Genomic DNA, 22743 nt, shown 5'->3' with positions numbered 1-22743 from the left:
CGAAATGCAACTATGGAACGCCAACTTTTTCCATAAGGCCGCCTGACCAGAACCGCGCGCCACCCGGCGTGGGCACAAAGGTTTGGCAGACCCCGAGAACTGAAGGTTAGAACAATGTCCCGCACCTGCGAACTCACTGCCAAGGCAGTCATGTCCGGCAACAATGTGAGCCACGCCAACAACAAGACCAAGCGTCGCTTCCTGCCGAACCTCGTCAAAGTGACGCTGATTTCAGAAGCGCTGAACCAGAACGTGCGCCTGCGCATTTCCGCCAACGCGCTGCGTTCGGTCGAACATCGCGGCGGTCTGGATGCCTTCCTGGCCAAGGCCGACGTCACGGAACTGTCGCAGCGCGCGCGTCTGCTCAAGAAGCAGATCGCCAAGAAGCTCGCCGACCAGCCGGCTGCGTAACATCGTTCAAAGGCGGGGGACGACCGCCTTGGGCATCGGATCGAATCCACAAGATTCGGCAATCCGATGCTCAAATGCGAAGCGAGCATCGCCCGAACAGGCATGATGCTCCGCTGGTTCCATTACCCAGGATAAAAAAATGAATTCCTTCTCGCGATACCTGCCCTTCGTGGCCGCCATGGCGCTTGTCGTCGTGGCGTCGAACATTCTCGTGCAGTTCCCGATGCAGGGCCAGATCGGCGGCCTGTCGCTGGCCGACCTGCTGACCTGGGGCGCCTTCACCTATCCCTTCTCCTTCCTGGTCACCGATCTCGCCAACCGCCGTTACGGGCCTGCCGTGGCGCGCAGGATCGTCTTTGTCGGCTTCATGACGGCGGTGGTCTGCTCGATCCTCATCCCGCCCTTCCTGTTCCGCCACGGCCTGATCGAATTCGAGACCGCGGCCGACCGCCTGGTGCGCATCGCGGCGGCGTCAGGCGCGGCGTTCCTCTGCGCGCAGTTGCTTGACGTGACCGTGTTCAACCGGCTGCGCCGGCAAAGCTGGTGGCGGGCGCCGATCGTCGGCACGCTGGTCGGGTCGGTGTTCGACACCGCCGTGTTCTTTACTGTCGCTTTCTCTGCCGCTTTCGCTTTCGCGGGTCCCAACGACAGTTTCGCGCTCGAAAGCGCACCGCTGATGGGCGTGTTCCATGTTGACACCATGCGCTGGATCTCCTGGGCACTTGGCGACCTCAGCGTGAAGCTGATCATCGCCGTAGTGGCGCTGATCCCCTACCGGCTGCTCGCCGCCCGCTGGAGTCAGCCGGCGGTTGCGGTCTAGGCCGTGATCCCGAAAAGTGGAATGCGGCAGAGAGTAAGCCCTTGATCCCCTGGGTCCAGCTAGACTCTGCGAAGACACCGGACGGTCAGCAGGAACTGCGCCTCAAGCGGCGCGGTTCTGAATTCTCGATCATGCTCGGCGGCAACGAGCTGATGAACAGCCGCCTCAGCGGTTCCGAGGAAGCGCTGGCAAAACTGTCTTGCCAAAGGATTGCCGGCCATCGGCAACCGAGGATCCTGATCGGCGGACTCGGCATGGGTTTTACCTTGCGCGCCGCTCTCGCCGAGTTGGGCGACGATGGCGAAATTGTTGTCGCGGAGCTGGTGCCGGCGGTCGTCGCCTGGGCACGCGGCCCGATGGCTGAGCTGTTTGGCGGCTGCCTCGACGATCCGCGCGTCGCCGTTGAGGAGACCGACGTCGGCCGGCCGATACGGTCGGAGCCTGCGGCCTGGGACGCCATCCTGCTCGATGTCGACAACGGCCCGGAAGGCATTGTCCACAAGTCCAACGATGCGCTTTACAGCCTGCAGGGCCTCGGAGCCGCACGCACCGCCCTCAGGCCGGGCGGCGTGCTGGCGGTGTGGTCGCAAGGCCCCGACAGCGGCTTCACGCGGCGGCTGAAGCAGGCAGGCTTCGTGGTCGAGGAAGTCAACACGCGCGCCAACGGCAAGCGGGGCGCGCGCCATGTCATCTGGATCGCCACCAACGGCTCGCGACCCTGATTGGAGCCGGACGGCGGACCGGCTTACGTCGACTTCTGGAGTTCCGCCGCAAGGGCTTCCAGCAGCCCGCGGGTTCCTTCTTCACGTCCCTTGGCGGAATCGACACCGTCGAAAAAGGCGCCCTGCTCGGTATAGGTCAGCCGCGTGCCATTGCCCGACGGCGTCAGCTCGACGGTCGTCAGAGATGCCGACATTGGCTGCGGCCCGATCGCCATCCGGTAGGAAAACACGATACGCTGGTCGGCAACGATGTCCTGGAACTGCGCGTCCAGGCGGACTTCCGGGCCGCCGGCATAGCTGAACCGCGACACCTCGCCACCGCCGACACGGAAATCGAAGCTGAATTCGGCGATGGCAAAACCATCGCCTTCGACCCGCCAGCGCCGCACCGTCGCCTTGTCGGCGAAGGCATGGAAGACGCGGGGCGGCGATTGCGGATAGGTCCGTTCGATGGTGAATGTGGAGTGGATGACGGAATGCTCGTCCTTCACGGGGGCGATCTGGTTCATGTCTGTTCGTCCTTTTCCTGATCTTGAACTTTCGGGGACAATTGGTCTGTCTCGGCCAGGATCTGGCCAAGACGGTCGAGGTGACGTTCCGCCGGTATGCGGCGTTCCGTGATCCAGTCGGCGAGCGGGGCAAGCCCGCCCGGTTCGATCCGGCAGGTGCGCACCCGCCCGATCTTTTCGCTGCGGATCAGCCCGCAGGCTTCCAGCGTCTGCAGATGTTGCAGCACGGCGGCGAACGTCATGCCGAACGGCTCCGCCAACTGGCTGACAGTGGCCGGTCCGCGGCTCAACCTTTCCAGGATCTGGCGGCGGGTGGGCTCGACCAGAGCCCGCAAGATGCTGTCGATCTCGGAATAGTTAAGCATGGACTTGAGTATCCCTTCCCCAGCATTAATTGTCAAGTGTGGACTAAAGTGTTTGACAGAGCGTGGCGACCACGTCCCGAAGCGGGAAGACGGCAGAGACACGAATGAGGAATGACGCGACAGCGGCCGCAGGTCGATGCTAGCTCCGCCGGCCGGGGCGTGAAGGTTGTATCCGTATCACTTGAGCGTCAGGGAGAACCGACCAGCGCCGAATGAGACGAAATAGGTCTTGAGGGCAAACTCTCAGTGCCGTCCCGAGATTCCCGGAACGGCTTGCCTTTGCCAGGCTTAGCTCTGGCTCAGCGTGAAAACATGTTGCTCATGTTCGATATCCCGTAAGCGGTATTTGCCCAGATCGACCAATGGTATGTCGACCTCCCGCGCAATGGTATCCGAAATGAGCACGAGGCGGTCGAGGCTCTTTGCAAGCTCCAACAGGCGACTGGCGCGGTTAACCGCAGGACCGATGACTGTAAAGTCAAGCCGGCGGGAGGCGCCCACATTGCCGTACGCGACCTCGCCCATATGCAGGGCGAGACCATGGGTGACAGGCGCTTGGCCACGTTCCCGGCGCTCGGCATTGGCTGTGTCGGTCCTTCGGCCAAGTTCCTGGGCCGCCGCCAGCGCCATGCGGCAAGCGCCTGCTCGATCATGCTCAGCCGTGGTGGGGAAGATGGCCAGCACCGCATCGCCCATGAATTTGAGGATTTCTCCGCCATGGGCTTCCACGACTTCGCCGATGGTCTCGAACCATGAGTTCAGGTACCGCAAGACATCCGGGATATCGGTTTGCTCCGACAGAACGGTAAAGCCGCGAAGATCGGCGAACCAAATGGCTGCCTCGATTAATTCCAGACCTCCCCGATCCACCCGGCCCTCGATGATGCGCTGTCCTGCGCGAGGACCGACATAGGTATCGAGCAGGTCGGTTGCGATACGGCGCAAAACGTGGCGCTCGACATAGGGGCTCAGGATCTTGGACGCCAATTCCAGTCGCTCAAGATGGGTGTCGTCAAACCCTCCAGTATTGTCGGTGGCAAAGGAGATCACAGCAGTTCGCGATCGATCCAGGAACGGGAGCGGATACATCACGTAATCCGTAGCTCCCTCTGACCACAGTTCTTCCAGCAACGGCATGTCCTGAAGGGGCTCGTTGAGCCTTCGGCGAAATGGTTGCGCAGTTTCATCGACGATGCGCGTCGGACTATTCAGATAGGCGTGAGATGTTGCGGCGTTCGCCCTGTCACTCTTGCGCAAGGACTGGCTTTCATGGGTCCAGATATGCTGCCATCCACTGACCTCGGGGTGCAGGACCTCCAGCGCAAGAGAGCAGCGCGAAAGCGGAACTCCCGATTGGACAATCATGGGGCAGAAAGCGGCAAACAGGGTCTTTACGCTGTCCTGCAACGGACGTTCCGCCAGCCATCGTGCGACGTCTTCCATAAACTCTTTCTTTCTCCGCGACCGCAGCGACCCATCAACCGCAGTTTGGTACGTCGAACACCGCCTATTTTACCATGGTGCCCAGCTTCGTTCCGACAGCCATTGAAAAGTGCTTTTCTAACCACATGCAGATCATAGCGGCTAATCAATACTCGCCATGCGAGGACAGGGATCATCGATCCGGAACCAACTGCGAGGGTCCAGGAAGCACCGCCAGAGTGAAACCCAGGATTGCAGCGCCGCTTGCATGCGGCCGCCAGCAGATATCCTCGGCGTCACGCTCAATCCTGGTGCAGGATGAATTCCAGATAAAGGTTGCGCTGCAGGATCGAGTGGTTGTCGTCGGAGATCAGCGACACCATCAGCGCGCCGTCGTCGCGGGTCCAGACGTCGAGCCCTTCCATATTGTCGATCTGGTAGCCCATGTCGGCTTCCAGAAGCACCGGCCCGTCGGCGACGGCGCCCTTTTCGACGCTCTCGCCATAGATGCGCCGCAGTCGCATCTTGACGCCCCTCGCCATCGAGAAGCTGCGCTCCAGCAACAGCAGGTCTCCATCCGGCAGGAAGGCGCCGTCGGTGATGTCGAAATCGCCGTTGCGCTTGACGGTGAAGACGCCCTTGTGCGGCCCTTCGATGATAGCGGCATAGATGTTGCCGGCGTTGTCGAGGCTCTTTTCCGAGACCACGACCAGCCCGCCCTCGTGCTGGCCGTTGACATTGGCATGGGTAACGGTCTCGAAGCCGCGGTTCTGGCGCAGTTCCCGAGCCGGCACCAGGAAGTCCAGCTGTCTGAACGGCGCCTTCATGTCAGCCGGATCGATCTTGAACTGGGCCACGCGTTGGTTGCGCTCGAAGCCGACGGTGGCGATGCCATCCTTGACCGCGAGGCCTTCCGCGTCGACCTCCCATTTCTTGTCGATCGCCTGGCCCGTTTCGTCGACCATCTGCTGCATGCGGAAATTCTGGATGCCGGACGGCCGCTTGTCGGCGTCGCGGATCACTGTTCCGAAGAACCAGAAGCCGGTGTCGGCAACGCCGATGAAGTCGCTGCCAGCTTTGAGAAAACGGAAGGCCGACAGCGCACCGAAATCGCGCGTCGGCGAGGTCATCTCCAGCCCGCCGACGAATTCGAATGGGCCGAACTGTTTGTCGGCGCGGCCAATCTGGAATTCGGTAATCGGACGGGCCGAGATTTCGACCGGTTCCACCGAGGTCGACCCGGCCGACCCGGCTTGTGCCGAAGCCACGCCGGCAAGCAGGGCGATGGCGGCGAAGAGCGTCTGCCGGAAGCCGCCGCGCGAAAAAATCATCCGGCGCGCCGCATGCCGCCGCGCCGCGAGTCGCGCGCGCTTTCCTCGGCGAACAGCGAAGCCAGTTGCTCGGTCATGGCCCCGGCCAGTTCCTCGGCATCGACGATGGTGACGGCGCGCCTGTAATAGCGGGTGACGTCGTGGCCGATGCCGATGGCCAGCAGTTCCACCGGCGAGCGCGTCTCGATCAGTTCGATGACGGCGCGCAGATGGCGCTCGAGATAATTGCCCGGATTGACCGACAGCGTCGAATCGTCAACCGGCGCGCCGTCCGAGATCATCATCAGGATCTTGCGCTGTTCCGGCCGGGCGATCAGCCGGTTGTGCGCCCACAGCAGCGCCTCGCCGTCGATGTTTTCCTTGAGCAGGCCCTCGCGCATCATCAGGCCGAGATTGCGCCGCGCCCGCCGCCACGGATGATCGGCGGATTTATAGATGATATGGCGCAAATCGTTGAGCCGGCCCGGGTTCGGCGGCTTGCCGTCCTTCAGCCACTTCTCGCGCGCCTGCCCGCCCTTCCAGGCCCGCGTGGTGAAGCCGAGGATCTCGACCGACACGCCACAACGTTCCAGCGTCCGCGCCAGGATGTCGGCGCAGGTGGCGGCGACCGTGATCGGCCGGCCGCGCATCGAGCCGGAATTGTCGAGCACCAGCGTCACCACCGTGTCGCGGAATTTGGTGTCGCGTTCCTGCTTGAAGGACAGCGGCTGCATCGGGTCGATGACGACGCGCACCAGCCGCGCCGGGTCGAGGTAACCCTCTTCCAGGTCGAAATCCCACGACCGGTTCTGCTGCGCCATCAGCCGCCGCTGCAGCCGGTTGGCCAGTCTCCCGACGACGCCGGACAGATTGGCAAGCTGCTTGTCGAGGAAGGCACGCAGCCGGTCGAGCTCTTCCTCTTCGCAAAGCTCCTCGGCCCCGACCGTCTCGTCGAAAGCGGTGGTGAAGACCTTGTAGTCGATTTCCTTCGGCAGATTGGTGAAGGGATTGTCGTTGCGGCGCGCCTCGCCGGGCGTTTCGGCATCCGCATCGTCATCGTCGGACAGATCGTCGGCGGTGGCGTCGGACGCTTCCGTCTCGGCCGACTGTTCGTCGTCGGCGGAAGCCTCGGCATCCTCGGACTGCGACTGTTCGGAGCCGGAATCCTCTTCGCCGCCCTCCTCGCTCTGCTCCTCGCCCTGCGGCTGGTTGTCGTCATTGTCCTCGGAGTCTTCCGTCTCCTGGTCGTCGCCGAGTTCCTCGGCCATTTCCATGGAGGCGAGCATCTCGCGCACGACGCGGGCGAAGGCCTGCTGGTCGTCGAGCTTGGCCGAAAGTCCGTCGAGATCGGCGCTCGCCTTTTCCTCGACCCAGGGCCGCCAGAGCTCGACCAGCCGCTCGCCGCTCTTCGGGATCGGCTGGCCGGTCAACTTCTCGCGCACCATCAGCGCCAGCGCTTCCTCGATCGGCGCGTCCGCCTTGTCCTTCACGTCGACGAGGTTGGCCTTGGCGTATTTGTCCTCCAGCATCGAGCCGATATTGTCGGCGACGCCTTGCATGGCTCTGCTCCCGATAGCCTCGACGCGGGCCTGCTCGACCGCGTCATAGACGGCGCGGGCCTGCTTGCCTTCCGGCGCCAGCTTGGTGTGGATGCGCGCATCGTGACAGGCGCGCTTCAGCGCCATGGAATCGCCGAGGCCGCGGGTGATGGCGATGTCGGTCTTCGACGCCTTCTTCGGCAGTTCGGGCAGCCGCGCCCGGCTGCCGGCAAGTGCGGGTCTGTCCTTGGCGAAACCGACCTCGAGTTCCTTGTCACCGGCGATGGCGCGCATGCAGACGGTGACGGCGCGCTTGAAGCTGTCGGCTTCAGACCCCGTCTTCGACTTGTTGCGCGTGTTGTCGCCCGGACCCGCCATCGAGACTCTGCTTAGCCCAGCACCACATTCGCAGCTGATTCCGGCAGATCCTCGCCAAAGGCGCGCTGGTAGAACTCGGCGACCACCGAACGCTCCAACTCGTCGCACTTGTTGAGGAAGGTCAGCCGGAACGCCATGCCGATATTGCCGAAAATCTCGGCATTCTCGGCCCAGGTGATGACCGTGCGCGGGCTCATGACGGTCGACAGATCGCCATTGATGAAGGCCGAGCGCGTCATGTCGGCGACGCGCACCATCTTGTTGACGATGTCCTTGCCCTTGCTGTCGCGATAGTGCTTGGCCTTGGCCAGCACGATGTTCACCTCGTTGTCGTGCGGCAGGTAGTTCAACGTGGTGACGATCGACCAGCGGTCCATCTGCGCCTGGTTGATCTGCTGGGTGCCGTGATAAAGACCGGTGGTGTCGCCGAGCCCAACCGTGTTGGCAGTCGAGAAGAGCCGGAAGGCCGGATGCGGACGGATGACCCGGCTCTGATCGAGCAGCGTCAGCCGGCCCGACGATTCCAGCACGCGCTGGATGACGAACATCACGTCCGGACGGCCGGCGTCATACTCGTCGAAGCACAGCGCGACATTGTGCTGGTAGGCCCAGGGCAGGATGCCGTCGCGGAATTCGGTGATCTGCAGGCCGTCCTTGACGACGATCGCGTCCTTGCCGACGAGATCGATACGGCTGACATGGCTGTCGAGGTTGACGCGCACGCAAGGCCAGTTGAGGCGGGCGGCGACCTGTTCGATATGGGTCGACTTGCCGGTGCCGTGATAGCCCGACACCATGACGCGGCGGTTGTAGGCAAAGCCGGCGAGGATCGCCATCGTCGTGTTCTTGTCGAACAGATAGTCCGGATCGATGTCGGGCACATGCTCGCTGGTCACCGAATAGGCCGGCACCACCATCTTGGACTCGAACCCGAATTTTTCCTTCACCGACACCGTCGTGTCGGGCAGGTTGGCGATGTCGCGATCGACCTTGTTCATATCTCTCAACGTCTCCACGGGCGAAAAGCCTGATTTCGCCGGCAATCGATTTTGTCCGGGGGCGGTCTTAGAGCCTTTTCCAACCTTATGAAAGTTGGAAAACGACACCGACCGTATGGTCGCTCAGCACAAGCCCGCCTGTTTGAGCACGCGATAGGCCTGCAGCACATCGCGGAACCGGTCTTCCGAACCTCTGTCGCCACCATTCGCATCCGGATGGTGACGCTTCACCAGTTCCTTATAGCGCGCCTTGATCTCCTTGCCAGTCGCCTTTGTATCAAGGCCAAGCGTTTCCAGCGCCTTGGCCTCAAGCGGCTTGGCCTTGCGCTCGCGCGCCTCGCGCGGATCCTTTGGCCCCTTGAACAGGTCGAACGGGTCCCGCATGCGGTTGTAGTAGCCGGCGCGGCCGGAGCGCATCTGCGCCATTTCGGGCGACGAACGCGTCGAGGCGCCGTTGACGCCCATCTTCCAGGTCGGCCGGTGGCCGGTCATTGCTTCCTTCTGAAAGCGCGCGACCTCTGTGTCCGGCACGCCGGAAAAATAGTTGAAGCCCTTGTTGTACTCGCGCACATGGTCGAAGCAGAAGCGGAAATACTCGCCCTCCTTCATGCGTCCGACCGGCGCACGATGGGTGCCAGCTTCCTTGCAGCCGTCCCACTGGCAGATAGGCGAGTGCGACTTCAGCTCCGCGTCCTTGTCGGGGCGGACGCGAATCTTCTCGAAATATTTGGGATACGGCTTCATCTCACCCATTTATGGGGCGTTCGCAAATGCGAAACAAGAATTGACATTTTCGCGATGATCGCCCTAACCGCTGAATCGCGGCATAAAGCAGGCGAATGGCTGATTTTGTTGCGCGGCAGTGGCTTTTGCGAGGACCGATTGCGGTTTGTGGACTGCTGCGCCAGCCATATGTGGTGAAGGGAGATGGCGATGTCCATACAGGCGACCATGGAAGACAAGCTCAACAAGGCATTTTCGCCGGACCGGCTGGTCATCATCAACGAAAGCCATCTCCATGCCGGACATCACCATCATGGCTCCGATCATCACGGCGCCTATGACGGCACCGGCGAGACCCATTTTCGCGTCCGCGTCGTCGCTTCCGCCTTTGCCGGCATGAGCCGCATCGACCGCCACCGCGCCGTCAACGAACTGCTTGCCGACGAACTGAAGGCCGGCGTGCATGCGCTGGCGATCGAACCGGCGGCTCCCGGCGAAAAGACCCGCTGGTAGGTCGGTTCCGCCTTGGCTGTGCTCAAAGCACCGCTTCGATGAGAAACGGTCCGCGCCGCGACAAGGCGCTGTCCAGCAGCGCGTTGAACCGCTCGCAGGTGTCGGCGCGAGCCGCCTCCACGCCCATGCCTTTGGCCAGGCAAACCCAGTCCAGCGACGGATGGTCGAGATCGAGCATTCGCCTGGCGTTCTCGCCGATCGTTCCGACCCCGACATTGCGCATCTCGCCATGCAGGATCGCATAGGTTCGGTTGGAAAAGACGATCGTCACCACGTCGAGCTTTTCCCTGGCCTGCGTCCACAGCCCCTGCACCGTGTACATGCCGCTGCCGTCGGCCTCCAGATTGATCACCTTGCGATCGGGACAGGCGATCGCAGCCCCGGTTGCCATCGGAATGCCTCCGCCGATCGATCCGCCCGTGCCCATCATGTAGTCGTGAGGAGCGGCGAAGGCCGATAGCGCGAAGAAACGCCGCGCCGAGGTAACCGCTTCGTCGCAGATGATCGCATCGGCCGGCAGCTTTCGCGCCACCGACAGCGCGATCGCATCCTCGGTCAGTTTTCCGCTGGGCGTTGCCTCGTCGGGAAAGGCGGTCGCGAACACCGTCTGTTGCGACGGCTTGACGCCGAGTTCGTCGCGGAGTGCTGCCAACGCCGCATTGAGATTCTCGCCATGGGTGGCCAGCGTCAGCACCTGGCAGCCCTCCCGAACCAGCCGTCCCGGCTTTCCCGGATAGGCGAAGAACGCAACCGGCTCCTTCGCGCCGACCAGGACCAGAACGTCGATATCCCACAGCGCAGCCGTGGCGGCTTCGACCGGATAGGGGATGCGTGTCGGCGCGACACGCCCGCGGCCACGCTGCATCCGGGCGGTCAGAACCTCGCTGAACAGACGGACATCGCTGCCTGTCGAGATCTGTCCGGCGATGGCGAGTGCATCCGCTCTCGCCGCTCGCCCGCGAACGATGATGCCGGCCCGACCCGGAGCGGCGCGGATCGCCGCGGCGACGGTGCGCACGGCGTCCATGTTGACGGCAGGCGGCGGTGCCAGCGTTACCTTGCCGACTGAGGCCGCGCCGACTTCGCCCCAGGCGACATCCGCCGGCAGAATCAGGGTAGTTACGCCTGGAGGCGTCAGCGAGGCGCGGAATGCCGCCTCGGTCGCCGGCGCGACATCGTCTGGGCCAGCGATGCGGCGCACCCAGTTCGACATCGGCGCCGCAAGGCTCTCGATATCGCTGGTGAGCGGAGCGTCGAGCGGCAGATGATAGGAAGCGTGGTCGCCGACGATGTTGATCATCGGGCTCAGCGCGCGCCGGGCATTGTGCATGTTGGCCAGGCCGTTGGCCAATCCCGGACCGGTATGCAGCAGGGTCGCGGCAGGCCGATCGGTCATGCGCGCATAGCCGTCGGCGGCACCGGTGACCACACCCTCGAACAGGCCGAGCACACAACGCATCTCGGGTTTGCGGTCTAGTGCTGCAACGAAATGCATTTCGGACGTGCCGGGGTTGGCGAAGCAGACCGTCACGTCATTGGCCAGCAGCACGTCACACAGGACATCGGCGCCGTTCATGAAATTCTCTCCCGCTTGACCATCTAAGAGAGCAATTGCACCGGCAGGCGCCCGCGCAGCAATATCCCGCCAGCACTTTTGATCTGATCCAGTTCTTACGACGCCTGCTTATGGGCAGGCATCAGCCGACCGTCGATTTCAGGAACGCCAGCGCGGCGGCGGTCAGCGCGTCGCCATCCGCGCCGAAATCGCGGTTGATCGACATGTGCGTATAGGCGCTGCCGTCGAAGACAGTGACCTTGGTGCCGGTGGCGCGCAGGCGCGCGGCAAAGGCCTTCGACTCCTCGCCACGGCCCGAAGCACGCGAATAGGCGATGAACGTCGGCGGATGTTTATGGCCATCGACGTAACTGGCGGGCGACAGCGCAGCCCACTGCGTGGGGTCGGAAAAGACACGTGCATAGGCCCGGACCATGCCGCCATTCCTGGAAAGCGAGGCGAGATCATAGGCCCTGGTGTCGTCGAGGATGAGCGCAGCTATGCCAGGCAGCCCACCGCGCATGCCGGTCAGCGCAATCAGATGGCAGCCGGCTGAATGGCCCATGCCGACAATGCGGTTCGGGTCGCCGCCATGCTGGGCGATGTTGGCGCGCACATAGGCATATGCCTTTTCGACATCACCGGCCTGGGTGGCGACATCGGCCTCGGGCAACATGCGATAGTCGATGGAGACGAAACAGAACCCATTGGCGAGCAGGAAGGCCGGCTTGGTGTTGACCTGGCTGCGATTGCCGAACTGCCAGGTGCCACCATGGACGAAAAAGACGACCGGCAGCCCGGTTGCACCATCCGACGCATAGATGTCGAGCTTGGCCGGCCCATAGTTGAAGGTTTTTGGCGCGGGTTGTCGCGGCCGCCAAGCGGCCGATGCTCCCAATGGCAGCATCACCGCCACGGAGGCCAGAATGAGGCTTCGTCGATCGATCATCATGGTCTCCCGACCGCGTAGGCCAACAGTGCCCGCAGGCGCGGCGAGCGTCCAGTTACGGATTGGCAATATTCAGAGGTCTGGGTCGGCGATCGATCATCGATCCGACTGTCGAATGGCACTCGAGCTTTTGCGTGCTCATCCGCTGTAGGCCGGATCAACCGGGCTTCGTCGAACTCGCATCGGGTCACAACTCTCGCAGCATCAGGCCACATCAAATGGGCTGCCCTTGCAGTTCAGTTCACGAAATCAATATCTACCCCTTGACGGTCTCATCTGGCCATCACCACCTAAGTATTCAGGTAAGCATTTTAGCCACATGGGTGGTGTCCCGGGTTTCAATGCCAGATGCACGCGCTCTCCTTCATGTGAAGGGAACCACAATGCGTCCCGGCAGTTGAATATAGGATGAGCCAGCTGACAGCCGGAACGGCTCTGAGGGCAAAATATCATGCGCGAGAATCAGTCCGACGTCTTCGATCTGTTTTCGGAGATCTATGCGAACGCGGCCCAGGAAGAAATCAGCCTCCAGCAATATCTCCTTGCTTGCCGAGAGGACAAATCGATGTACGCCTCGGCGCCTGAACGGATGGTCGAGGCAATCGGTGAGCCTAACCTGGTCGACACCAGCAAGGACGAACGGCTCGGCCGCATTTTCTCGAACCGCACCGTCAAGGTCTATCCCTCCTTCTCCGACTTCTACGGAATGGAGGAAACGATCGAGCGCATCGCCGGATATTTCCGCTATGCCTCGCAGGGACTCGAGGAGCGCAAGCAGATCCTCTACCTCCTCGGCCCTGTCGGCGGCGGCAAATCCTCTCTGGCCGAACGGCTGAAGAAATTGATGGAGCAGCGCCCGATCTACACGCTGAAGGTCGGTAACCAGATCAGCCCGGTTTTCGAATCGCCACTTGGCCTTTTCCATCCCGATCGCATGGGCGACCTGCTGCAGGACAAATACGGCATAGCCCGACGCCGCCTGAACGGGCTCATCTCGCCATGGGCGGCCAAGCGCCTCGACGAACTGTCCGGTGACATTTCCAAGTTCAGCGTGGTCAAGCTGATGCCCTCGCGATTGCGCCAGATCGGCATCGCCAAGACCGAGCCCGGCGATGAGAACAATCAGGACGTCTCGGCCCTGGTCGGCAAGGTTGACATCCGCCAATTGGAAAATTTCAGCCAGTCCGATCCGGACGCCTATTCCTATAGCGGCGGACTGAACCGGACCACCCAGGGCCTGCTCGAATTCGTGGAAATGTTCAAGGCGCCCATCAAGGTCCTGCATCCGCTGCTGACCGCGACCCAGGAGGGAAGCTACAACGGTACCGAGAATTTCGGCGCCTTTCCCTATCAGGGCATCATCGTGGCCCATTCCAACGAATCGGAATGGCAGCAGTTCAAGAACAACAAGAACAACGAGGCCTTTCTCGACCGCATCCTCGTGGTCAAGGTGCCGTATTGCCTGCGGATCACCGAAGAGAGGCAGATTTACGAAAAGCTGCTGCGGGAGAGTGAATTGGCGGCCAGCCCCTGTGCCCCCGAGGTGCTGGACATTCTCAGCCGGTTCACCGTCTCGACCCGCCTTGCCGAGCATGACAATTCGCCGCTCTACACCAAGATGCGCGCCTATGACGGCGAGAACCTGAAGGACGTCGATCCCCGGGCGAAGTCGGTTCAGGAATATCGCGACGCGGCTGGCGTCGCCGAAGGCATGACCGGCGTCAGCACACGCTTCGCCTTCAAGATCCTGTCGCAGACATTCAACTACGATACGAAGGAGGTGGCTGCCGATCCGGTGCATCTGATGTACATCCTGGAAGAGGCGATCAAGCGCGAGCAGTTTCCGAAGGAGACGGAAGCTGCCTATCTCGAGTTCATCAAGTCGGAACTGGCAACGCGCTATGCCGAGTTCATCGGTCACGAAATTCAGAAGGCCTATCTGGAATCATACAGCGAATATGGCCAGAACCTCTTCGACCGCTACATCGCCTATGCCGATGCGTGGATTGAGGATCAGGACTACAAGGATCCCGACACCGGACAGGTTCTCAATCGCGAGGTATTGGAGAAGGAATTGTCGCAGGTCGAAAAGCCGGCCGGCATCGCCAATCCCAAGGACTTCCGCAACGAGGTGGTGAAGTTCACGTTGCGCGCGCGCGCAAGAAACCACGACCGCAACCCGTCATGGACCAGCTATGAAAAACTCCGCGAAGTCATCGAGAAGCGGATGTTCGGACAGGTCGAGGATCTCTTGCCGGTGATCAGCTTCGGTTCCAAGCAGGACAGCGTCACCGAAAAACGCCACAATGAATTCGTGCAGCGCATGGTCGAGCGCGGCTACACTCAGCGGCAGGTGCGTCGCCTTGTGGACTGGTACATGCGAGTGAACAAGGCGGGCTGAGAGAGCCCGGGTGGTTCCATGCCGATCTTCATCGACCGCCGTCTGAATCCAAAGGACAAGAGCCTAGGCAATCGCCAGCGCTTTCTGAGGCGTGCGCGCGAGGAGCTGAAGCGGAGCATACGCGATCAGATCCGCACCGGCAGGATCGCCGACGTGGATGCCGAGCACGCCGTGCCCATGCCCGAAAGAGGAACGGCCGAGCCGAGCTTCAACAACGCCAGGAACAGCGGCAGGCGCCAGCACATCCTGCCGGGCAACAGGCATTTCTCCCCTGGAGACCTGATCCCCAAGTCCGGCCAGGGCGGCGGCGCGGGAGCGTCGTCCCCGGGAAACACGGCGTCTGAAGACGACTTTCGTTTTGTGCTGTCACGCGAAGAGGTGCTCGATCTTTTTTTCGAGGATCTCGAACTCCCAGATATGGTCAAGCTCAACCTCAAGGAGATCCTAGCTTTCAAGCCGCGCCGGGCTGGCTTCGCCGCTACCGGCTCCCCGACCAACATCAATGTTGGGCGCACGATGCGTAATAGCCACGGCCGACGCATTGCGCTGAGGCGCCCTAAGCAGGAGGAGTTGGACGCGATCCTCAAGGAAATCGCCATGCTTGAGGTGGTGCCATGCAGCGCAGCGGCGCGCCAGCGCATTGCGGCATTGCGCGAGGAGCTTGACCGGCTGGAGCGGCGGCGCCGGCGAATTGCCTATGTCGATCCGGTCGACATCCGATTTAACCGCTTCGATTCCCGACCTGTGCCGAACGCCAATGCCGTCATGTTCTGTCTGATGGATGTGTCCGGCTCGATGGGCGAGCGTGAAAAGGATCTGGCCAAGCGCTTCTTCGTGCTCCTGCACCTGTTCTTGAAACGGCGCTACGACCGCATCGAGATCGTCTTCATCCGCCACACGCACCTGGCCCAGGAGGTCGACGAGGAAACATTTTTCTACAACACGCAAAGCGGCGGCACTGTCGTTTCCACCGCGCTGGAGGAAATGCACCGCATTATTGCCGAACGTTACCCCGCCCACGAATGGAACATCTACGCCGCCCAGGCCTCGGACGGCGACAACTTCGCCGGCGATTCCGAGCGATGCATCGCATTGCTCGACGGCAAGCTCATGCGGCTGTGCCAGTATTTTGCCTATGTCGAGATCATCGACGAGCGTGAAGCCCATATCTTCGGCACGACCGAAAACGGGACATCGCTATGGCGTGCATATAGCGAAATCGACCTGAGATGGCCGAACTTCCAGATGAGCCGCATTGCCACGCCCGCCGATATCTACCCGGTCTTTCGCCAGCTCTTCAGCAGGCAGCCGGCTTCCCTTAAGCGAGCGTGAGGGCTCCGATGGCCAGACAAGCCAGCAAATCCAGCCTGCTCTTCTCAGGGTCCGACTGGGATTTCAAAACATTGTCGCGGGCCTATGACGCGATCGAGGCAATCGCGGTCGAAGAGCTTCATCTCGATACCTACCCCGTGCAAATGGAGATCATCTCCTCCCAACAGATGCTCGACGCCTATTCGTCGGTCGGCATGCCACTGATGTACCGTCACTGGTCTTTCGGCAAACACTTCCTCCACCAGGACCTGCTGTATCGCAAAGGCGGGCGAGGGCTTGCCTATGAACTGGTCATCAATTCCAATCCCTGCATCGTCTATCTGATGGAGGAAAACACCATGGCCCTGCAGGCCTTGGTGACGGCCCATGCTGCGCTCGGGCACAACCATTTCTTCAAGAACAATCAGTTGTTCAAGCAGTGGACGGACGCTGGGGCGATCCTCAGCTACCTGGACTTCGCCAAGGGCTACATTGTCCGTTGCGAGGAGCAGCACGGCGTCGCCGCAGTCGAGGCTGTTCTCGATTCCGCCCACGCGCTGATGGCGCAGGGTGTGTTCCGCTATCACCGGCCGCCTAAGCTGTCGTCGGAGCGGCAGCGCGAAGGGCTTCGCGAGCGCCTCGAATACGAAGAGCACTCCTACAATGACTTGTGGCGGACCCTGCCGCAGTCGCAGCAAAAGGCCAGCGACAAGGGACCAGACCCCGAGCGGAAGAAATCGCTCAACCTGCCCGAGGAAAACCTGCTGTATTTCCTGGAAAAGAACAGCCTGGTCCTAGAGCCTTGGCAGCGTGAGATCATCAGGATCGTTCGTGTCATAGCACAATATTTTTATCCGCAACGGCAAACACAGGTGATGAACGAGGGCTGCGCCACTTTCGTCCACTATACGCTGATGAATATGCTGTTCGATCGCGGCCAGATCAGCGAAGGCTCCATGCTCGAAATCCTGCGGAATCATTCCAACGTGGTCTTCCAGCCGGCGTTCGACGATCCGCGCTTTTCCGGCATCAACCCCTACGCTCTCGGCCTCGGAATGATGCAGGACATTCAGCGCATCTCGACCGAGCCGACGGCCGAGGACCGCGACTGGTTTCCCGACATCGCCGGCGTCGGCAACTGGCGCGAGGTCCTGCTCGACGCCTGGGCGGATCACCGCGACGAGTCCTTTATCCGCCAGTACCTCAGTCCGACTTTGATCCGGAAATGGCGGTTCTTTGTGCTCGGCGACGCTGCCGACCAACCGCATTGCCAGGTCACCTCCATCCACAACGAACGCGGCTACGACAAGATACGCGCCGCGCTCGCTCACAGCTACGAGGTCGGCGCGAACCAACCGGACATCCAGGTGGTGGATGTCGATCTGCTCGGCGACCGACATCTGCGACTGCAGCACAAGGTCAATGACGGCATCCTTCTCGATGATGCCAGCCGCGACGCCACGCTTCGTCACATCCGCAGGCTTTGGGGTTATGAGGTCAGCTTGGCGGCCGTCGACGCTGAAACGGGTGCGACGATCCACGAACGCTCGACGAGCCAGATCGCAGAATGAGGCTCCGTAGTTGCGCTGGTTCTGATGGCGCCAAAAAGTGCGCAGCGGGCTTGGGCGGCATTCATTGAAACTGGGGCTTAATGCACGTCGCCTGAATTCGTTTCAAGGCGACGCGCTTTAGAGCAATTCCAGGAAAAGTGTGAAACGGTTTTCCGTCCGGAATTGCGTCAGAACAAAGAGCTCTAGGCGTCGCCGGCTGGTCTTATCCTCAGCCTTGCGATCCGGTTCTTGTCGCGCTTCATCACGACGAAGCGTTTGCCGTGGAAAGTAAAAGCCTGTTTTTCCTCGGGGATCGACTGCGTCTCGTGGATGACGAGGCCGGCAATGGTGGTGGCCTCCTCATCCGGCAGGTTCCAGTCTAGCGCCCGGTTCAGGTCGCGGATCGGCACCGTGCCGTCGACGACGACGGAACCGTCGGCCTCCTGCTTGACGCCCTGAATGTCGACATCGTGCTCGTCGGCGATCTCGCCGACGATCTCCTCGATGATGTCCTCCAGCGTCACCAGCCCTTCGACCTCGCCATATTCGTCAACGACGACGGCGAAATGCGCCTTGCGGCGCAGGAAGGCGTTGAGCTGCTCCTGCAAGGTCGTGGTGTCGGGCACGAACCAAGGTTTCGAGGCGATCTTCATCACATCGATCTTGGAGAAGTCGTTACCGACTTCGTTGAGCGCCCGCAGCAGGTCCTTGGCGTGCAGCACGCCGACAATGTTGTCGAGCGAGCCCTTCCACAGCGGCATGCGGGTGTGCGGGCTCTGCAGGATCTCACGCACCACCGCCTCCGGCGCATTGTCGGCATTCACCGAGCGCATGTTGGTGCGGTGGACCATGATGTCGGACACTTCGAGCTCGGCGAGATCGAACAGGCCGCCGACGCGATCGCGATCCTCGCGCACCACCTGGCCGTCGCGGCGGAAATCGTCGACCGCGCCGCGCAACTCGTCCTGGCTCGAGCGCTGCGGCTCGATGCGCGACAGTTCATAGCCGAAAGCGGCAAACAGGCGCGTGCGCAAGGCAACGGCCAGCAGGATGAGGACGGCAAGGACAGCGACGACGATCCAGCCGGTCTCGTTGGTCATTTCGGCCGCATCTTCTGCTGGCCCGGCCGGCTTTCCTGCTCGCCCGGATGGTTCTCCTTCAGGAACGACAGCACTTCCGAAGCCGGCACGTCCCTGGCGATGAAGGCCTGGCCGATGCCACGCGTCAGGATGAAGGTCAGCGCACCGCGCGACACCTTCTTGTCCTGCGCGATGAAGGAAAGCAGTGCCTCGGGATCAGGCAAATCACCCGCAATATCGGCCATCCGCCACGGCAGGCCGACGGCACGCAGATGTGCCTCGACGCGCGCCGCGTCGTCGGGGCTGGCGAGGTTGAGCCGCGACGAGAAGCGATGCGCCAGCGCCATGCCGATGGCGACACCCTCGCCATGCACGAGGCGGGTTCCGTCATACTCCGTGGCGGCCTCCAGCGCGTGACCGAAAGTGTGGCCGAGATTGAGCAGGGCACGGTCGCCGGTCTCGAACTCGTCGCGGGCGACCACATCGGCCTTGGCTCGGCAGGCTTCGGCAATGGCCTGCGCCCTCTCCGGCCCGCCGGCGAACACTCGCGCCCAGTTCTCTTCCAGCCAGGCGAAAAATACCGGCCGGTCGATGAGCCCATATTTGGCAAGCTCGGCATAGCCGGCTCGAAATTCGCGGATCGGCAGCGTGTCGAGGACTTCGGTGTCGGCCAGCACCAGCTTCGGCTGATGGAAGACGCCGACCAGGTTCTTGCCGCGCGCGCTGTTGATGCCGGTCTTGCCGCCGACCGAGGAATCGACCTGCGCCAGCAGCGAGGTCGGGATCTGCACGAAATTCATGCCGCGGCGCACGATGCCGGCGGCAAAGCCGGCAAGGTCGCCGATGACGCCGCCGCCAAAGGCGATGACGATGTCACCGCGTTCCAGCCTGGCGGCCAGCACGCCGTCGACCGCCTCTTCGAGATAGGCAAAACTCTTGGTCTTCTCGCCGGGCGGCAGCGTGATGACGGCGGGCTGGATGCCGCCCGTTTCGAGACCGGCCTTCAGCGCATCGAGATGCGCCGCAGCGACATTGGCATCGGTGATGACCGCGGCGCGCGTGCCCGGCAGGCGGCGCGAAATCTCGGCACCGGCGCGCGACAGCAGACCGGAGCCGATCAGGATGTCGTAGGTCCGGTCGCCAAGGCCGACTTCGACGGTGACTGGCTGATCCGCACTCACGATCGCACCTCGCCTGTCGCGGCAGTCTCATCAATGCCGAAATGCCGGCAAAGCGCATTCACCACCTCGGCCGCGATGACCTCCTTGCGGTCGTCGCGGGTCGGCACGGTGACGTCTGATGTCGCGTAGACCGGATAGCGCTCCTCCATCAGCCGCTCCAGCACGGCGCGCGGGTCGGCACTTCTGAGGAGCGGCCGGTTCTGCTTCTTGGAGACGCGGTCCATCAACAGGTCGAGCTCGGCCTTCAGCCACACCGACACGCCATGGCCAGCGATGGCCTCGCGCGTATGCGCGTTCATGAAGGCGCCGCCGCCGGTCGACAGCACCTGCGGGCCGTTTTCCAGCACGCGCAGGATGACGCGCTGCTCCAGGGCCCTGAACTCGGTCTCGCCATAACGCTCGAACAGCTCCGGAACGGTCATCCGCGAGACGCTTTCGATCTCCTGGTCACTGTCGATGAAGGGCAGCGCCAGCATCGCGGCCACCTTGCGGCCGATCGCGGTCTTGCCGGCGCCCATCAATCCGACGAAGACGACGGAACGGCTGCCCAGCCGGCCAAGCAGCGCGGCGTGGTTCTCGTCTGGAGGATTTGCTGGCAGCGCGGTCATCGGATGTTTCGAGGGCCCTCTTTGCCGGCGTATCGACATGAAAAGCCCGTTTGCGTCAAGCTTGGCGAGCAGCCTGAGGCCGATATGGGCTGGCCGGGCTGCATCAGAAGTTGCTTGCAAGCCTCAGCTTCTTCCTTGAATTGGCCGGATTAGCGTCCCATAAGGGCACAGGGTTTGGAAACGCAGAACAAGAAGACGGGCGAAAATTGATGCCGACACTGTTTCGCTTTGTCGTGATCCTCGCGATTCTGGCCGGCATTGCCTATGGTACGATGTTCGCGTTGGTGATGTTCGTCGAGCCCAGGAAGGCGGAAATGAGCGTGCGCATTCCGCCGGAAAGGCTCAACCCCAAGAAAAGCTGATCGATGCCCCGGAAACGATCTGCCAAGAAAAACTCCGCATGAACACCGCCGCCCGCATCGAAGCCTTCCTGGAAATGATGAGCGCCGAGCGGGGTGCCGCCGAGAACACGCTGTCCTCCTACCGCCGTGACCTCGAAGACGCTTCGGACGCAATCGATGGCGGGCTTGCCGGTGCCGCCGCTGCCGATATTCGTGCCTATCTCGACGACATCGCCGCGCGCGGCTTCGCGCCGACGTCGCAAGCGCGCAAACTGTCGGCGATCCGGCAGTTCTTCAAGTTCCTCTACGCCGAGGGCCTGCGCGCAGACGACCCGACCGGCACGCTGGACAGTCCGAAAAAGGGCCGTCCGCTGCCGAAGACGATGAGCGAGGCCGACACCGGCCGGCTGATCGACCGCGCAGCACTTGAGGCCGGCGATCCCAGGCTCGGCAACGATGCCGCGCTTGGCAACAGCGATTGGCTGGCGGCACTGCGCCTGCATGCACTGGTCGAGGTGCTTTATGCCACCGGCCTGCGCGTTTCCGAGCTGGTCGGCCTGCCGGTGACGGTGGCGCAGCGCGACGACCGTTTCTTCATGGTGCGCGGCAAGGGCGACAAGGAGCGCATGGTGCCGCTGTCGGCCAAGGCGCGCACGGCGATGCGGAGCTGGCTTGCCGCCCGCGCCAAGGTGCCCGCCTTCGCTGACAGTCCGTTTCTGTTTCCCGCCGCCTCCGACAGCGGCTATCTCTCGCGCCAGGTCTTTGCCCGCGACCTGAAGGGGCTGGCGGCAAGGGCCGGCATCGCCTCGGCGAAGATCTCGCCGCATGTGCTGCGTCACGCTTTCGCCAGCCATCTCCTGCAGAACGGCGCCGATCTCAGGGCCGTGCAGCAATTGCTCGGTCATGCCGACATATCGACGACACAGATTTACACCCATGTGCTGGAAGAGCGGCTGGTGCGGCTGGTCAACGATCATCATCCGCTTGCCGACTAGGCCTCATATCGCTATGTGAGGACGACATTCCACCGCCCGGAGCCTTGGATTTCAGGGTTCTGCCAGTCCTCGCCTTTCCGACGTATCGGTCCGCTCACGCATGTACAATTACCTCGATTTCGAAAAGCCGGTGCAGGACCTCGAGGGCAAGATCCTCGAGTTGAAGAAGCTTGCCGAGAATGGCGAAGCGGTCGATGTCGGCGACGAGATCAGCCGTCTCGAGAAGCGCTCCCGCGACGCGCTGCGCGACGCCTACAAGGCGCTGACGCCCTGGCAGAAGGTGCAGGTGGCGCGCCATCCCGACAGGCCGCATTGCGTCGACTACATCAAGGGCCTGTTCAACGATTTCACGCCGCTGGCCGGCGACCGCAATTTCGGCGAGGACCAGGCGATCGTCGGCGGTTTCGCCCGCTTCCGCGGCGAGCCGGTGGCGGTTATCGGCCAGGAAAAGGGTTCCGACACGACCAGCCGGCTGAAGCACAATTTCGGCTCGGTGCGGCCGGAAGGCTACCGCAAGGCGGTGCGGCTGATGGAGCTCGCCGACCGCTTCAAGATTCCGCTGCTGACGCTGGTCGACACCGCCGGCGCCTATCCCGGCGTCGGTGCCGAGGAGCGTGGCCAGGCGGAAGCCATTGCCCGCTCGACCTCGGCCTGCCTTGGCCTGAAAGTGCCGTCGATCTCGGTGGTCATCGGCGAAGGCGGCTCGGGCGGCGCCATCGCCATCGCCACCGCCAACCGTGTCTACATGCTCGAGCATTCCATCTATTCGGTGATCTCGCCTGAAGGCGCCGCCTCGATCCTGTGGCGCGACACGACGCGATCGAAGGATGCCGCGACCAACATGAAGATCACCGCGCAGGATCTTCTGGAACTGAAGATCATCGACGCCATCATCCCCGAGCCGCTCGGCGGCGCGCATCGTGGCGCCGATACCGTAATTGCTGCGACCGGTGACCTCATCGCCAAGACGATGAAGGAGTTTTCCGGCGCGAACACCGATTTCCGCGAGCAGCGCCGCGAGAAATACCTGGCAATGGGTCGCAGTCTCTAAACCATGGCCCTGC

Annotated in this window: 22 protein-coding genes; 10 read left to right on the top strand and 12 right to left on the bottom strand. The window is 62.3% G+C overall.

All coding sequences use genetic code 11. The features are described 5' to 3' along the window. The first annotated feature begins 114 nt into the window (after window positions 1-114). The 3 genes from rpmB (at window position 115) to AC1D10_RS06070 (ending at window position 1953) form a co-directional block, all read left to right on the top strand. Window positions 115-411 (top strand): 50S ribosomal protein L28, encoded by a 297-nt coding sequence (rpmB, locus tag AC1D10_RS06080; RefSeq protein ID WP_477269598.1) that lies wholly within the window; start codon window positions 115-117, stop codon window positions 409-411. Between the two features lie 139 nt (window positions 412-550). Further along, window positions 551-1231 carry a queuosine precursor transporter gene (locus AC1D10_RS06075; RefSeq protein WP_477269596.1) on the top strand — a complete coding sequence of 227 codons (681 nt, stop codon included), beginning with the start codon at window positions 551-553 and terminating at the stop codon, window positions 1229-1231. Between the two features lie 41 nt (window positions 1232-1272). Then, entirely contained in the window at window positions 1273-1953 is a 681-nt protein-coding gene (locus AC1D10_RS06070) for a spermidine synthase family protein (protein WP_477269594.1), read from the top strand. 23 nt (window positions 1954-1976) lie between these two features. Here the strand turns inward: AC1D10_RS06070 and AC1D10_RS06065 are convergent, their stop codons facing one another. From AC1D10_RS06065 to AC1D10_RS06035, 7 genes are all read right to left on the bottom strand, one after another. After that, window positions 1977-2462, bottom strand: a complete 486-nt coding sequence (locus AC1D10_RS06065) for an SRPBCC family protein (RefSeq protein ID WP_477269592.1) — start codon at window positions 2460-2462, stop codon at window positions 1977-1979. Then, complete coding sequence (locus AC1D10_RS06060) at window positions 2459-2827, bottom strand: ArsR/SmtB family transcription factor (RefSeq protein WP_477269590.1); 369 nt, start codon at window positions 2825-2827, stop codon at window positions 2459-2461. Before AC1D10_RS06060 ends, AC1D10_RS06065 begins: the two co-directional genes overlap by 4 nt. Before the next feature lie 288 nt (window positions 2828-3115). After that, window positions 3116-4270, bottom strand: a complete 1155-nt coding sequence (locus AC1D10_RS06055; RefSeq protein ID WP_477269588.1) for an adenylate/guanylate cyclase domain-containing protein — start codon at window positions 4268-4270, stop codon at window positions 3116-3118. 281 nt (window positions 4271-4551) lie between these two features. Then, complete coding sequence (locus AC1D10_RS06050; protein WP_477269586.1) at window positions 4552-5580, bottom strand: esterase-like activity of phytase family protein; 1029 nt, start codon at window positions 5578-5580, stop codon at window positions 4552-4554. Continuing rightward, window positions 5577-7475, bottom strand: coding sequence for a cobaltochelatase subunit CobT (gene cobT, locus AC1D10_RS06045; protein ID WP_477269584.1), 1899 nt, complete (start codon window positions 7473-7475; stop codon window positions 5577-5579). The genes AC1D10_RS06050 and cobT overlap by 4 nt, the downstream gene beginning before the upstream one ends. Before the next feature lie 11 nt (window positions 7476-7486). Further along, the gene (gene cobS, locus AC1D10_RS06040) at window positions 7487-8473 is read right to left on the bottom strand and encodes a cobaltochelatase subunit CobS (protein WP_477269582.1); all 987 of its coding nucleotides are present in this window, start codon (window positions 8471-8473) and stop codon (window positions 7487-7489) included. Between the two features lie 123 nt (window positions 8474-8596). After that, window positions 8597-9226 carry a J domain-containing protein gene (locus tag AC1D10_RS06035; RefSeq protein WP_477269580.1) on the bottom strand — a complete coding sequence of 210 codons (630 nt, stop codon included), beginning with the start codon at window positions 9224-9226 and terminating at the stop codon, window positions 8597-8599. Between the two features lie 180 nt (window positions 9227-9406). On the opposite strand from AC1D10_RS06035, the gene AC1D10_RS06030 reads away from it, so the two are divergent. Further along, entirely contained in the window at window positions 9407-9709 is a 303-nt protein-coding gene (locus tag AC1D10_RS06030) for a BolA family protein (RefSeq protein WP_477269578.1), read from the top strand. A 22-nt stretch (window positions 9710-9731) separates the two neighbouring features. Here the strand turns inward: AC1D10_RS06030 and AC1D10_RS06025 are convergent, their stop codons facing one another. Next, window positions 9732-11285, bottom strand: a complete 1554-nt coding sequence (locus AC1D10_RS06025; protein WP_477269577.1) for an acetolactate synthase large subunit — start codon at window positions 11283-11285, stop codon at window positions 9732-9734. Between the two features lie 121 nt (window positions 11286-11406). Further along, on the bottom strand, window positions 11407-12213 hold the full coding sequence (locus tag AC1D10_RS06020) for an alpha/beta hydrolase (RefSeq protein ID WP_477269575.1): 807 nt from the start codon (window positions 12211-12213) through the stop codon (window positions 11407-11409). Between the two features lie 451 nt (window positions 12214-12664). Here AC1D10_RS06020 and AC1D10_RS06015 point away from each other — a divergent pair, with 451 nt between their 5' ends. The 3 genes from AC1D10_RS06015 to AC1D10_RS06005 are packed head-to-tail and all read left to right on the top strand — an operon-like array spanning window position 12665 to window position 17496. Then, window positions 12665-14614: a PrkA family serine protein kinase gene (locus AC1D10_RS06015; RefSeq protein WP_477269573.1), complete on the top strand. Its 1950-nt coding sequence runs from the start codon at window positions 12665-12667 to the stop codon at window positions 14612-14614. 18 nt (window positions 14615-14632) lie between these two features. Then, entirely contained in the window at window positions 14633-15946 is a 1314-nt protein-coding gene (locus AC1D10_RS06010) for a YeaH/YhbH family protein (protein ID WP_477269571.1), read from the top strand. A gap of 8 nt (window positions 15947-15954) precedes the next feature. Next, window positions 15955-17496: a SpoVR family protein gene (locus tag AC1D10_RS06005; RefSeq protein ID WP_477269569.1), complete on the top strand. Its 1542-nt coding sequence runs from the start codon at window positions 15955-15957 to the stop codon at window positions 17494-17496. A gap of 182 nt (window positions 17497-17678) precedes the next feature. Here the strand turns inward: AC1D10_RS06005 and AC1D10_RS06000 are convergent, their stop codons facing one another. From AC1D10_RS06000 to AC1D10_RS05990, 3 genes are read right to left on the bottom strand one after another with little or no spacing between them, the layout of a single operon-like run. Next, a complete protein-coding gene (locus tag AC1D10_RS06000; RefSeq protein WP_477269567.1) occupies window positions 17679-18575 on the bottom strand; it encodes an HlyC/CorC family transporter in 897 nt (298 codons plus the stop codon). Then, window positions 18572-19735, bottom strand: coding sequence for a 3-dehydroquinate synthase (gene aroB / locus AC1D10_RS05995; RefSeq protein ID WP_477269565.1), 1164 nt, complete (start codon window positions 19733-19735; stop codon window positions 18572-18574). The genes AC1D10_RS06000 and aroB overlap by 4 nt, the downstream gene beginning before the upstream one ends. Further along, window positions 19732-20343 carry a shikimate kinase gene (locus tag AC1D10_RS05990; protein WP_477269563.1) on the bottom strand — a complete coding sequence of 204 codons (612 nt, stop codon included), beginning with the start codon at window positions 20341-20343 and terminating at the stop codon, window positions 19732-19734. Before AC1D10_RS05990 ends, aroB begins: the two co-directional genes overlap by 4 nt. Before the next feature lie 209 nt (window positions 20344-20552). Between AC1D10_RS05990 and AC1D10_RS05985 the strand changes: the two genes are divergently transcribed. The 3 genes from AC1D10_RS05985 (at window position 20553) to AC1D10_RS05975 (ending at window position 22730) form a co-directional block, all read left to right on the top strand. Further along, complete coding sequence (locus AC1D10_RS05985) at window positions 20553-20705, top strand: histidine kinase (protein ID WP_477269866.1); 153 nt, start codon at window positions 20553-20555, stop codon at window positions 20703-20705. A 38-nt stretch (window positions 20706-20743) separates the two neighbouring features. Continuing rightward, window positions 20744-21679 (top strand): site-specific tyrosine recombinase XerD, encoded by a 936-nt coding sequence (locus AC1D10_RS05980; RefSeq protein WP_477269561.1) that lies wholly within the window; start codon window positions 20744-20746, stop codon window positions 21677-21679. Between the two features lie 100 nt (window positions 21680-21779). Beyond that, complete coding sequence (locus AC1D10_RS05975; RefSeq protein ID WP_477269559.1) at window positions 21780-22730, top strand: acetyl-CoA carboxylase carboxyltransferase subunit alpha; 951 nt, start codon at window positions 21780-21782, stop codon at window positions 22728-22730. Window positions 22731-22743 lie beyond the last annotated feature (13 nt).

The sequence above is a fragment of the Mesorhizobium sp. P2_A8 genome, from assembly GCF_056404935.1.
This window is presented reverse-complemented; position numbering and strand designations above follow the sequence as displayed.